At 70.4% G+C, this 11,441-nt stretch carries 16 protein-coding genes and 1 tRNA gene; 11 read left to right on the forward strand and 6 right to left on the reverse strand.

What is annotated here, in order from left to right:
• Positions 1 to 24 precede the first annotated feature (24 nt).
• The 3 genes from C1J01_RS20620 to C1J01_RS49950 all read left to right on the forward strand — a co-directional run bounded on the left by C1J01_RS20620 (position 25) and on the right by C1J01_RS49950 (position 1,240).
• Entirely contained in the window at positions 25 to 666 is a 642-nt protein-coding gene (locus C1J01_RS20620; RefSeq protein WP_235854564.1) for a DUF3566 domain-containing protein, read from the forward strand.
• A 129-nt stretch (positions 667 to 795) separates the two neighbouring features.
• Positions 796 to 869: transfer RNA gene (locus C1J01_RS20625), tRNA-Ile, on the forward strand.
• Between the two features lie 203 nt (positions 870 to 1,072).
• Complete coding sequence (locus C1J01_RS49950; protein ID WP_181448873.1) at positions 1,073 to 1,240, forward strand: hypothetical protein; 168 nt, start codon at positions 1,073 to 1,075, stop codon at positions 1,238 to 1,240.
• 161 nt (positions 1,241 to 1,401) lie between these two features.
• Here C1J01_RS49950 and C1J01_RS20630 read toward each other — a convergent pair whose 3' ends face one another.
• The 3 genes from C1J01_RS20630 to C1J01_RS20640 all read right to left on the reverse strand — a co-directional run bounded on the left by C1J01_RS20630 (position 1,402) and on the right by C1J01_RS20640 (position 4,153).
• Positions 1,402 to 1,974, reverse strand: a complete 573-nt coding sequence (locus tag C1J01_RS20630) for a winged helix-turn-helix domain-containing protein (RefSeq protein WP_111180622.1) — start codon at positions 1,972 to 1,974, stop codon at positions 1,402 to 1,404.
• An 85-nt stretch (positions 1,975 to 2,059) separates the two neighbouring features.
• Entirely contained in the window at positions 2,060 to 3,169 is a 1,110-nt protein-coding gene (locus tag C1J01_RS20635) for an SGNH/GDSL hydrolase family protein (protein WP_111180623.1), read from the reverse strand.
• A gap of 66 nt (positions 3,170 to 3,235) precedes the next feature.
• On the reverse strand, positions 3,236 to 4,153 hold the full coding sequence (locus C1J01_RS20640) for an NADP-dependent oxidoreductase (protein WP_111180624.1): 918 nt from the start codon (positions 4,151 to 4,153) through the stop codon (positions 3,236 to 3,238).
• Between the two features lie 115 nt (positions 4,154 to 4,268).
• Between C1J01_RS20640 and C1J01_RS20645 the strand changes: the two genes are divergently transcribed.
• A complete protein-coding gene (locus tag C1J01_RS20645; protein WP_111180625.1) occupies positions 4,269 to 4,712 on the forward strand; it encodes a winged helix-turn-helix transcriptional regulator in 444 nt (147 codons plus the stop codon).
• Positions 4,713 to 4,745: 33 nt separating this feature from the next.
• Here the strand turns inward: C1J01_RS20645 and C1J01_RS20650 are convergent, their stop codons facing one another.
• The gene (locus C1J01_RS20650) at positions 4,746 to 5,981 is read right to left on the reverse strand and encodes a lipase/acyltransferase domain-containing protein (protein ID WP_181448874.1); all 1,236 of its coding nucleotides are present in this window, start codon (positions 5,979 to 5,981) and stop codon (positions 4,746 to 4,748) included.
• Positions 5,982 to 6,458: 477 nt separating this feature from the next.
• Here C1J01_RS20650 and C1J01_RS20655 point away from each other — a divergent pair, with 477 nt between their 5' ends.
• Both C1J01_RS20655 and C1J01_RS20660 read left to right on the forward strand, forming a co-directional pair.
• Positions 6,459 to 6,911, forward strand: coding sequence for an ester cyclase (locus C1J01_RS20655; RefSeq protein WP_220040007.1), 453 nt, complete (start codon positions 6,459 to 6,461; stop codon positions 6,909 to 6,911).
• 417 nt (positions 6,912 to 7,328) lie between these two features.
• The gene (locus C1J01_RS20660) at positions 7,329 to 7,520 is read left to right on the forward strand and encodes a LuxR C-terminal-related transcriptional regulator (RefSeq protein ID WP_268958731.1); all 192 of its coding nucleotides are present in this window, start codon (positions 7,329 to 7,331) and stop codon (positions 7,518 to 7,520) included.
• Positions 7,521 to 7,523: 3 nt separating this feature from the next.
• Here the strand turns inward: C1J01_RS20660 and C1J01_RS20665 are convergent, their stop codons facing one another.
• Positions 7,524 to 7,913 (reverse strand): MerR family transcriptional regulator, encoded by a 390-nt coding sequence (locus C1J01_RS20665; RefSeq protein ID WP_438943122.1) that lies wholly within the window; start codon positions 7,911 to 7,913, stop codon positions 7,524 to 7,526.
• A 52-nt stretch (positions 7,914 to 7,965) separates the two neighbouring features.
• Here C1J01_RS20665 and C1J01_RS20670 point away from each other — a divergent pair, with 52 nt between their 5' ends.
• Positions 7,966 to 8,853 carry an NAD(P)-dependent oxidoreductase gene (locus C1J01_RS20670; protein WP_111180628.1) on the forward strand — a complete coding sequence of 296 codons (888 nt, stop codon included), beginning with the start codon at positions 7,966 to 7,968 and terminating at the stop codon, positions 8,851 to 8,853.
• Between the two features lie 4 nt (positions 8,854 to 8,857).
• Here the strand turns inward: C1J01_RS20670 and C1J01_RS20675 are convergent, their stop codons facing one another.
• Complete coding sequence (locus C1J01_RS20675; RefSeq protein ID WP_111180629.1) at positions 8,858 to 9,601, reverse strand: SDR family NAD(P)-dependent oxidoreductase; 744 nt, start codon at positions 9,599 to 9,601, stop codon at positions 8,858 to 8,860.
• A 254-nt stretch (positions 9,602 to 9,855) separates the two neighbouring features.
• Between C1J01_RS20675 and C1J01_RS20680 the strand changes: the two genes are divergently transcribed.
• From C1J01_RS20680 to C1J01_RS51330, 4 genes are read left to right on the forward strand one after another with little or no spacing between them, the layout of a single operon-like run.
• Positions 9,856 to 10,605 carry an SDR family NAD(P)-dependent oxidoreductase gene (locus tag C1J01_RS20680; protein WP_111180630.1) on the forward strand — a complete coding sequence of 250 codons (750 nt, stop codon included), beginning with the start codon at positions 9,856 to 9,858 and terminating at the stop codon, positions 10,603 to 10,605.
• A gap of 59 nt (positions 10,606 to 10,664) precedes the next feature.
• Positions 10,665 to 11,042, forward strand: a complete 378-nt coding sequence (locus tag C1J01_RS20685) for a hemerythrin domain-containing protein (RefSeq protein ID WP_111180631.1) — start codon at positions 10,665 to 10,667, stop codon at positions 11,040 to 11,042.
• Positions 11,043 to 11,052: 10 nt separating this feature from the next.
• Positions 11,053 to 11,226, forward strand: coding sequence for a hypothetical protein (locus C1J01_RS49955; RefSeq protein WP_181448876.1), 174 nt, complete (start codon positions 11,053 to 11,055; stop codon positions 11,224 to 11,226).
• Between the two features lies 1 nt (position 11,227).
• On the forward strand, positions 11,228 to 11,362 hold the full coding sequence (locus C1J01_RS51330) for a P-loop NTPase family protein (RefSeq protein ID WP_220040008.1): 135 nt from the start codon (positions 11,228 to 11,230) through the stop codon (positions 11,360 to 11,362).
• Positions 11,363 to 11,441 lie beyond the last annotated feature (79 nt).

Consider the following 11,441-nt stretch of genomic DNA (forward strand, 5'->3'; position numbering starts at 1 on the left):
CCGCAGAAGCCCGCGGAAACCGAGATGTTCGACGCGGTTGACGAAGGCAAGGACGCCAAGCCCGGTCCGGGCAGGCCGGCCGCGCCTCAGGAGGACGGCAACAGGCCCAGGCCGCCGGGCCCGCCGCAGCAGGCGGCACCCCAGCACGGGCCGCCTCAGGGTCCGCCTCCTGGGCCCCAGCACGACGGCAACGAAACGGTGCGCATGCGTCCGTCGCTGGCCACCGAGGCCCCGCCGGCCGTCGAACTGCCGAAGAAGAAGTCGTCCGGCGGCGGGGGCAACCGGCTCCCCCGCAAGGCCCATCTGGTCCTGCGCCGCGTCGAGCCGTGGTCGGCCATGAAGTTCAGCTTCGTGGTCTCCCTGGTCTGCTTCGTGGTGCTGTTCGTGGCGGTCGCCGTCCTGTACGGCGTGCTGTCGGCCCTGGGCGTGTTCGACTCGGTCGTCGACCTGGTCAACCAGCTCGGACAGGGTGAGGGCGGCCAGAACTCCATCCCGATCGACATCGCCTCGTGGTTCGAGCCGGTGCGCATCCTCGGCTACACGGCCCTGATCGGGGCGGTGAACGTCGTGCTGATCACCGCTCTGGCCACACTGGGCTCGGTCATCTACAACATCGCCTCCGACCTGGTCGGCGGCGTCGAGGTGACCTTCAGCGAGGCCGAGTAGGCCGGGCCGCTCGCGCCGTACGAGATGGCGGTACGGCGCGAGCAGCCTGCCAGAGGCGGTAAGCTTTTCTTCGTCCGAGCAACCGGTTCGCCTCAAAGGGGCGGATGCGATAACGTTCGGTGTGCGTGCGGGGCTATAGCTCAGACGGTTAGAGCGCTTCCCTGATAAGGAAGAGGTCCCAGGTTCAAGTCCTGGTAGCCCCACCTAGTTCAGAGGCCATTTCCGAAGATCGGGAGTGGCCTTTTTGATGTCCGACTGCGGTTCGCGAGTTCGGTGGCGTCGTTCGTGATCTCGGGCGAAGTGCGTCTCGGCGGATCGGCCTCGACTGGGTTACGCTGGAACCGTCTGGGGGGCCTCGAAGCCGGCGGTCTCCTCAGGGAGCCCCTACCGGCTGAGGTAGGCCAACGTGGAGGGCTTCCACTCGATGCAGGAGTTCATCGAAAGTGCCGGCGACCTCGCCAGTCTCCTCGGGCTGATCGGCAGTATCCCCGGTACGGTCATCGCACTGCGCCAGCTCAAGAACCGGCAGCGCTGCAAGCAGTGCACCACCCCTGTGAGCGACGACGACGAGTAGGCGCTGCGCCCTACGGCGAAGTCGTGGGGCGCAGCTGCCGCTTCGGTGGTCATCGCCGCGGCGAGCGCACCGGCGGCTTTCGCGTTCATGCTCGCCCGTGACACCGCAGGCGCTCCGGCCGTACTCGTCGCCGGCCGTCCGCTCGTCCCGATCGACTGCAGTCATTCCGGGTCGGGGAGATCGACGGGTGGGCCGATCGGGGGGTCGGTGGCCAGGGTGTGGGCGGCGCCGAGGATGGTGAGGATCGTCCCCACGGCCTGGGGTGCGCACTCGTACTCGCCGCGCCGCCGTTGGATGATCAGCCTGGCGCTCTGCAGTGCGCGCAGGTGGTGATAGAGCTGGCCGCTGGTGGTCTGCTCGCCGTCTCCGCCGAGGGACTCCTGCAGCTCGGCAGAGCTGCACCGGCCGCGGCGGATGAGTGTGCCGAGCAGCTCCAGCCGGGGCCGGCTGGCGAGGGACTCCAGGAGGTCGGCGGCCGGCGTCCAGTCGGCCGACAGCAGCTCGGCGAGGGAGACCTCCCTTGTCCAGAGGTTCTCGCCGCTGGTCAACAGTGCGGCTCCGACGTAGCCCACCGTCCCGAGCTCGTCCTTCGTCTCCGCCTGGCGGCGCATCTGGGCGAGCACCTTCATCAGGGATGGCGAGTCCGGCGGGCGTGGTGGGGGGTCGGCGGCGTCCAACCGGTTTTCCAGCCGGGCGATCCGGCGCTCGAGATCGGCGAGTCTGTCCTCGCTCACGGCACTCTCCTACGTTCTTTCGTATTTACGACGTAGCGTAGGAAGTAGAGGCGGGTATGGCAATGCCAGCGGCGTGAAGCGGCCCTCAAGCACGCCGGAGGGTGAGGGTTCGCAGGTCTACAGCGTCGGCCATGGCTTGGGCGCCTTTGTCGTTGAGGTGCATGCCGTCGCCGACGTCGAGGGTGGGGTGGATGTGGTCGGGGGCTTCGGGGTTCTCGACGGCTCGGGCCACGTCGAAGACGGCGTCGAAGGTGTCGGTGGTGCGAATCCAGTCGTTCACCTGGCGTCGGGTGGCGAGGCCCTCGGGGGTGCTGATCCCGGGGTGGACGGCGCCGGCGAAGGGGCCGATGGTGGCGGCGAGGATCTTCAGTCCGGCCTGGTGGGCGCGGTGCGCCAGGGTCGTGAAGCCCTCGATGAGGGCGTCGGCGGTGGCGGGGGGCTCGCCGGAGAGGCCGGGCAGGCCGAGGTCGTTGATGCCGAAGTGCACCAGCACGTGGGTGACGCCCGGGATCGAGAGGACGTCACGGTCGAAGCGGGCCAGGGCGTGCTCGCCGACCTCGTCCTTCAGCAGGCGGTTTCCGGAGATGCCCTGGTTGACGACCCATCCGTGCTGGAGGCGGCGGTTGAGGAAGTCCACGGAGCGGTTGTCGGCTCCGGTGGTGGAGCCGACTCCTTCGAACCAGGAGTCGCCGAACGCCACGGCGATCGCGGTGTCGTCCGGGGCGAGCACGTCGACGCCTGAGACGTAGAACCTGGCGTCGGCCTGCTCGGCCTCGGGGAGGGTGGGAGAGGTGACGTGGTTGCCGCGGGCTATGTGGGCGGTCTGCATGGGTCTGTGGGAGTAGGTGGCCAGGCCCGTCGGCTCGGGGAGGTAGAGGCTGAGGTGCAGGTCGGCGCCGGGGTTGACGGGCAGGTGGGCCGGGTCGCTGACGGCTTCCTCCCCTGGTGGGATGGTGAGGCTCTCGGCGCCGTCGAAGGTGAGGGTGGCCCGCCCGCGGTCGGTGGCGGCCGATGCGGCGGCGATGGTCAAGGGCGTGCGGCCGTAGCGGTTCGTCAGGCGTACGCGGAGGAGTTCTCCTCCCCCGGCCATGTGGAGCGCCTGACGCAGGGTCTGGTCGGCGAAGCCGCGTGGTTCGGTGAGCTGGATGTGCTCGTAGGGGCTGATCACCGCGCTGCGGAAACCGGCTGTCCACATGATGTTCTCTCCATTCGGTGCACAACGGTGGGCGAAGTCTGATCTGGGTGAGGTGTGCGGCGCTGGTCAGGGCTTGAGCACGTAGCGACCGCGTACGCCGCCCTTGGCCATGGCCCGGTGGGCGTGGGCGACGTCGTCGAGCGGCATGCTCGCGTGCACCCGGGCCGGCAGCTCGCCGGACGCGGTACGGGCGAGCAGGCCGCCCAGTCGAGGGCCGTCGGGGTGCGCCACCACGACGGCCACGGTGATCCCACGTTCCGAGGCCGGCTTGGCGCTCGGCTGGACGCCGACGAAGGCCCCGCCGTCGCGGACGAGGGCAAGGCCCCGCTCCTGCAGCGCCGCACCGTCGGCGACCGCGTCCCAGCCCGGCTCGGCGTCCGTGGTGAACTCGGCGCCGAGGCCGCGTACGAACTGCTCGTCCTCGGCCCTGGCCAGGCCGGTCACCTGCCAGCCGCGGTCGGGCGCGAGCGCGGCGACGTACCCTCCGACCGCGCCGGCCGCGCCGGTCACCAGCAGCCGGTTGCCGTCGGCGGGCGCGTCGCCGAGCAGGTCGAGGAGTTGAACGGCGGCCAGCCCGTTGAGGGGCACCGTCGACGCCGTGACCAGGTCCAGCCCGTCGGGAACGACGGCGAGGTCGGCGGCCGATGCGACGAGCTGCTCGGCGTAGGTGCCGAAGTCGCGGTCGAAGCCGCTCACCAGGCCGGCGACCCGGGTGCCGGCGGCCAGGTCCACGCCGGGGCCGGTGGCGACGACGGTGCCGGCGAAGTCCCAGCCCAGGCCGGTGCGTTCGGGCTGGTCGATCAGCCCCATGGTGTGGAAGAGGCCGCGCGCGACCCCGAGGTCCACGGGGTTGACCGGCGCGGCGGCGATCTGGACCCGGACCTCGCCGGGCCCGGGCTCGACGAGGGGAACGTCGATGATCTCGATCGAGTCGGGTCCGCCCGGGACGCGGACGACGGCGGTGCGGAAGGTAGAGCTGCCCATGGTGACGCTCCTTGTATCGGGTGGTTGTGCTGCACCACCCTGGAAGGGTTACTCTCCAATGGGAAGTACGCACTTCGAAGTGCGTAGGTCACCCCTCGGTAGGAAGGAGCGGTCGATGCCGACGATGACGGCGGCCCAGCAGCGGGCACAGGCCAAGCTCGACTACGACGCGTTCCTGGCGGGCTGCCCCAGTCGCCGGCTGCTCGACCGGATCTCCGACAAGTGGGTCGCGCTGGTCCTGGCCGCGCTCGGCAGCGACGGCCCGCACCGTCCCGGGGCCGACGGCGTCGGCGAGCCGCGGTCGATGCGCTACTCCGAGCTGGCCCGCCGGCTGGCCGGGATCAGCCAGAAGATGCTCACCCAGACGCTGCGCTCCCTGGAGCGCGACGGCCTGATCACCCGCACCGTGACGCCGACCGTGCCGGTCACCGTCACCTACGAGCTGACCGAGCTCGGCCTCTCGCTCCACGACCTCATGCGCGGCGTCAAGGAATGGGCCGAGGCGCACATGGACGAGGTGCTCTCCAATCGCGAGGCATACGACACCCGTGTCGACTGAACGCCGCCGGTGAGGCGGTGACTGGATCGACGGTTAGGAGCAGCGGGTGCGGGGGCGTTCCAGGTTGGTCACCAGGCGGTCGAGCAGCGCGGGGTCGGTGGGCAGCGCGCCGTGGTTCACGCCCGGGTTGTCGGTCAGGCTGAAACGGTGGCAGCGCATGGCCCGCCAGACCAGGATGGCGGTGTTGGTGATGTCCTCCTGGTTGCCGTCGCCGCCCCGGTAGATGAACCGGTCGGGGTCGGCGATCTGCCCGATGGCCAGGTTCTCCAGCCGGGCGCCGACGTTCGTCGGCAGGCCGGAGCCCCGCTCCCCGTAGACGTCGACGTTCGGGAACGACCGGCGGTCGGCGAACTTGACGAAGCCGATGTAGTGGTCGGCGAGCCGCCTGGCCGTGCGCAGCCTGGCGTCGGCGAACAGGCGCGGGTAGTCGCGCGGGGTGTACGAGCGGCCCGTCGAGGAGTCGTGGACGACCACCTCGCGGTCGCCGAAGACCGCCGGGTCGGCGGCGCTCATGTAGGTCGAGGGGGCGCTCTGGTACATCAGCGCGCTGCTGCGCGCGTTCGCCCTGGTCGTGGGGTAGCCGAAGTCACGGACGTTCTGGCCGGTGAACATCAGCGAGTACATCGAGCCCTGCCCCGGCATGTTGCCCGCGATCGGGGTGAAACCGTGGATGTACCTGTCGCGCCACGCCTGGCTGGAGTGCGTGAGCAGGTACTGCGCGTACAGCGGGCCGTTGGAGTGGCCGACCAGGTGCACCGGCCGGTCGCCGTTGTCGCGGTAGGTCTCCTCGATGAGTTCGCGGGTTCGCTCGAGGAAGCCGCCCATGTCGGGGGTGAGCCGGGCGTCGTACCCGGCGACCCGGATGTCCTTGTCCCGCTTGTATCCGGCCTCCTCCAGCCTGCGATACATCGCCTGGTAGTACGGCGCGCTGCCGGTGCTGCCGTAGTCCATGATCTCGACGGTGACGCCGGGCTGCTCGGAGAAGCGCGCCGGCATCGGCACCGACGGGTCGTGGCGGTAACGCAGCGTGAGCAGCTTGTCCTGGCAGACCTGGCTGAACCTGCTCGGCTGGTCGTTCTGGAACCAGTCCTGGAAGGTGCCCGAGCGCGGGCAGCCGGGCGCGGTCCTCTGGTCGCGTACGCTCACCAGGAGCTTGGTGAAGTGGAACGCGGGGAACAGCACGACGGGGGTTTTCGCCGGCGGCTGAGGGGGCCTGGCCGGGCCCGCGAACAACCCCAGCGGAAGCAGCGCCGCGATGACACCGTGCATGTGGCGGCCACCCACCATCGGAACCCCCTGAAGAGATCGTCACCCATGATCACGCTCTGTGACATCTCAAGGTAGTCCTGTTGTCCGGCTGTGGGTGGGAGCGGCGCCGCTGGTGTGTCCCGCGGCACCCCGTCGCTCGGCCTGGGCGCGGGAGGGAGCAGCGGGCAGGATGGCAGGGGTGGGGCGAGTGAAGGTGGTCGCGACGCGATGGGGGTCCTGTACCAGGACGGGGATGTTCAGGGGCGCGTGCTCGTCCCTTATCTCCGTGCGGAGGGGTGTGCGGCGCCGGAACAGGACATCCGGGCCGCCGGTGACGGCTGGAGCCGGCGTGCCTGAGCAATGACGCGGCGACGTGGTGTTCGTCGACGATCGGCCGGTCAACCTCGCTCCCGCCCGTTCCCTGGGGATGCGCACGGTGCTCTTCCGGAGCGATCGGCATGTTTGACACCGCTGTTAAAGGCGGATTTCATGTATGTCATGGGTGTCAAGGACGGCTCTCATGAGAAGTCCGAGATGGTGACGCGCACCGGGATCGACGTGGTGCACGAGTTCTGGGCACGGGTCTGGCAGGCGCAGGACTGGGACGCCATCGACGAGCTCGTCGCCGAGGACTTCGTCCTCATCTCGGGAGGAGACCGCGTCGAGTCCCGTGCCGCCTTCAAGGAGTGGGCCAAGGGGTTCGGCGCCGGGTTCCGCGACCTGACGTTCGAGGTGGTCGAGTCGTTCGAGAACCACGACGGCTCCCGCGTCTGTTCCCTGTGGCGGCTCACCGGCCGTAACAACGGCGCCTTCGGCACCGAGCCGGACGGGCAGCCCGTCGAGATGACCGGCACGGCCGTCTGGGCCGTCCGCGACGACGGCAAACTCCTCTCCAACCAGGTCGAGCGCAACGCCTTCGAGGTCTACAGGAAGCTCACCGGCGGCCGTTGACGGGGTCCCGAAGACTCGGGACGTCCGTCCTGGATGTCGGGATGTCGGGATGCCGGGGTGATGACCGCGGGACGGCCGGACACCGAGGCTTGAGGGGTTGATCGGTCCCTCAAGGAGGTTTCACGGTGTCCGTTAGCACTACGACCGGCGTCGGGCATGGGAGGAGCGCGGTCGCCGCCGCGACCGCGGTGCTGGTCGCGGCGGAGGCGGTGGTCGCCGGGGTCATGGCGGGGGACGTCTCCGACCACTCCACCGGTGTCGGGCTGATCTCCGAGGCGCTGCTCGGGCTCGCCTTCCTCGTCGCCGCCGCGGCTCTCGCGCTCTTTCTCCCCTCCGGTACGGTCGCCCGCGCCGCCTGCCTGCCGGGCAGGCCGGCGGCTGCTGGAGCACGGCCGGTACGAGCCGGCGTTCCCCCACCTGTCGGAGCGGGAGCGGGCCGTGCTCGACCTGCTCGCCGCCGCGTACGAGACGGCGAGGATCGCGGCCACCCTGCACCTGAGCGTCAAGACCGTGCGCAACTACCTGACCCGTCTCCCCCGCCGGATCGGCGCGCCCGACCGGGCCGCGGCCGCCGAGATGGCGCGGCAGGCCGGGCTGGGCCGGGGCTGAGCCTCAGGTCGGGGAGATCCGGCGTTCGGTGGCGGCGATGAAGTCGTGCAGGGTGCGTCGGGTGCGGGTGAGCGTGTCGAGGTGCTCGTCCAGGCCCCGCAGGCGGGCGCGGAGGGCGGTCAGGAGCTCGGGGCACGGCTCGAGGTCGGGGGCCGTGCCGGTGGCGCACGGCAGCAGGAAGCGGATCTCCTCGGTGGACAGCCCGGCTTCGAGCAGGCGCCTGATCTGGATCACGGTCAGGACGTCGTCGTCGGCGTACTCGCGGTAGCCGCTGGCGGCGCGGCGGGGTTCGAGCAGGCCCTGGGCCTCGTAATAGCGCAGCTGGTGGGTGTGGACGCCGGTCCTGCGGCTGAGCTCGCCGATGAGCATGCGCTGCTCTCCCTTGACCTTCATACCGGTGTGAACGTTGAGGATGCTGCCATCACATCCCCTGGAGGAGGACACGATGCGCGATCTCGACGCCGGACCCGTGACGGTCATCGGACTCGGGCTGATGGGCCAGGCGCTGGCCGGGGCGTTCCTGCGCGACGGGCGCCCCACGACCGTGTGGAACCGTACGGAGGGAAAGGCCGGCGAGCTGGTCGCCCAGGGGGCGCGGCTCGCCGGCTCGGCCGATGAGGCGGTCGCGGCCAGTCCGCTCGTGGTCGTCTGCGTCTCCGACCAGCACGCCGTGCACGGGCTGGTGGAGCCGCTGGGCGACGTCCTGGAAGGGCGGGTGCTGGTGAACCTGAGCTCGGGCACGTCGCAGGCGGCCCGCGACACGGCCGAGCAGGTGGCGAAGCGGGGCGGCGCGTACCTCGCCGGGGCGATCATGGCCGTGCCCGCGACCATCGGCACGGCGCAGGCCACCATCGTCTACAGCGGCCCCAAGGCGGCCTTCGACCGGCACGAACCCGCCCTGAGAAGCCTCGCCGGCCGCACGGCGTACCTCGGCGCCGACCACGGCCTGGCGGCGCTGCACGAGGTGGCCGTGCTGAGCCTGATGTGGAACGTCCTGAACGGGTTCCTGCACGGCGCCGCCCTGCTCGGCGCGGCGGGGGTGGACGCCTCGGCGTTCGTCCCGCTCGCCAAGGAGGGCGTCTCGACGGTGAGCGACTGGCTGGACGGGTACGCGCGGCAGATCGACGAGGGGGCGTATCCGGTGCTCGACTCGACGATCGACACCCACCTGGCCGCGATGGAGCACGTCGTCGAGGAGAGCGAGGCCCTCGGGGTCGACGCCGAGCTGCCGCGGTTCGTCAAGGCGCTGGCCGAGCGGGCCGTGGCGGGCGGGCGTGGGGGCGACGGCTACGCGGCGATGATCGAGTCGTTCCGTACGCCCGCCTCGGCCTGAACGGTCAGTCGAGGCCGAGGGCCATGAAACCGCCGTCCACGGGGAGGGTGACGCCGGTGATGTAGGCGGCACGGGGTGAGGCGAGGAAGACGATCGCCTCGGCGATCTCGCGGGCGCTGCCGAGGCGGCTCAGCGGGACCCGCGCCCCCATCTTGGCGAACTCCTCCTCGCCGATCCCGGCGACCACGTTCTCGGTGTACGTGTGGCCGGGTGCGACGGCGTTGACCCGGACGCCGCTGCGCCCGAACTCCACCGCCCATGTGCGGGTGAAGGAGTCGACGGCGGCCTTGGAGGCGCCGTACACGGACGTGCCGCCCATGCCGCTCAGGGCGGCGATGCTGGAGACGCTCACCACGGCCCCTCCTCCCCTGGCCGCCATCCCCCGCAGGACGGCCTGGGTGAGGAAGTACGTGCCGCGCACGTTGGTGTCGAGCATCTGGGTGAAGGTGTCGAGGCCCTGGTCGAGGGTGGCCGCGAACGGGAAGGCGCCGGCGTTGTTCACCAGCACGTCGACGTCGCCCGCCGCGTCGGCGAGCCGGCGTACCGACTCCAGATCGCCGAGGTCGGCGGCGACGAACGCGGCCTTGCCGCCGGCCGACTCGATGGCGTTGACGGTGCCCGCGCCCTTGGCGGTGTCGCGGCCGGAGACGATCACGTACGCGCCCTCCTCGGCGAGCAGGAGCGCGGTCTCGCGGCCGATGCCGGACGTGCTGCCTGTGACGAGCGCGGTCTGGCCGTGGAACTGCATAGGAGAACACCCCTCTCAGGGGTTGATTCACGATAAATGGCGATTTATCGACATAACTTGGCCGATGCGCTGGACGCTTCCGGCGTGGCCATCAGGTCGTCCTATGCCCGCTACATGCCTTCTCCCACGTGGTGCCGTGCCAAATACGGGTTTTCGCGATGGCGGCCATAAGGCGGCGCTATGGAATGGCCGGAAGTTCCCCCGGAAGGCGGGGCTTACATCCCTCGACACCGATCCATGAGAGGGAGAAGACAATGGCCGAGAACGAGTTGTCGGGAACGGGCGCCCTGATCACCGGGGCCACGAAGGGCATCGGGCGGGAGACGGCGCACGTGCTGGCCCGGCTCGGCGCGCACGTGGTGCTGTCGGGCCGGGACGAGCAGCAGGGCAAGCAGATCGTCGAGGACATCCGCGCGCAGGGTGGCCGGGCCGACTTCGTGCCGGCGACGCTGCGCGACGAGCGCTCCGCCCGCGCCCTCGGCAGGAGCGCCACCGAGATCCTCGGCAAGGTGGACGTGCTGGTCAACAGCGCCGGCATCTACCCGTTCGCGCCGACGGCCGAGATGACCCAGCAGGACTTCCACGACGTCTACGCCGTCAACGTCCTGGCGCCCTTCTTCCTGGTGGCCGAGCTGGCCCCCGGGATGGCCGAGCGTGGCCAGGGCTCCATCGTGAACGTGACGACGATGGTGGCGGAGTACGGCCACGCGGGCTACAGCCTGTACGGGTCCAGCAAGGCCGCGGTCGCGCTGCTGACGAAGTCGTGGGCGGCGGAGTTCGGGCCGAGCGGGGTGCGGGTCAACGCGGTGAGCCCCGGGCCGACGCAGACCGAGGGCACCGCTCCCATGGGCGACGCGCTGGTCGCGCTGGCGAGCACCCTGCCCGCCGGGCGTCCGGCGGCGCCGCTGGAGATCGCCGAGGCGATCGCCTTCCTGGCCTCGCCGCGGGCGAGCTTCATCCACGGCACGACGCTGCACGTCGACGGCGGTCGCTGGGCCATCTGACCCCATACCTCAGGGCCGCCGCGACCCCCGGCGGCCCTCCGACCTTCCCAGGAGAACGAATGCCCATCCCCTTGGCCGACGCCAGTGACATGTTCGTCGTGCACACCATGTTCCGCCGCGAGTTCGGCTCCATGCCGGGGCTCGTACGCGGCGTGGCGGCCGGCGACGCACGGCGGGTCGAGCTGGTCGCCGGCCATGTCGCCCTGATCAACGGCGTGCTGCACCAGCACCACGCGGGAGAGGACGCGCACGTGTGGCCCCGCCTGCTGGAGCGGGTGCCGGAGAAGCTGAAGGCGCTCGTCGCCGTCATGGAGGAGCAGCACGAGGCCATCCACAAGGGCGCCCGGCGACTGGACGACGCGCTGGAGGTCTGGCGCGCCACCGCGTCGGCGGAGGCGCGTCCGCCGAGAAGTTCGTCCGCAGCGGAGACTGGCTGATGCTGGACGGATGGCGCGACAACGGGACGTACTACACGACAACAACGGCAGCCCGGGCAAGCCGATCGTCAAACGGCTCGAACGCGACCAGTACATCGCCCGCGGCAAGGGCATGGCGTTCAAGATCCACCAGTACTTCCCGCAGGAATGGAAGTCCGAAGCCCGTTCGTACTGGACGTGGTGAAGTGATCATCTGGCTGAACGGGACGTTCGGCGCGGGCAAGACCAGCACCGCCAGGGAGCTCGTGCCGATCGTCCCGGAGGCCCGCTACTTCGACGCACGGTCTCCGGGCTGCCGTCGGTCGGCGGCTTCCTGCTGAGTGTTCGTCCACAGGTTGTGTGTTCGAGGACTGGTGTTCTGTGGAGGGCGTTCGGGAGGGTGGTTCACCGGGGTCGGGG

The sequence above is a fragment of the Nonomuraea aridisoli genome (assembly GCF_003236395.1).
Taxonomy (GTDB): Bacteria; Actinomycetota; Actinomycetes; order Streptosporangiales; family Streptosporangiaceae; genus Nonomuraea; species Nonomuraea aridisoli.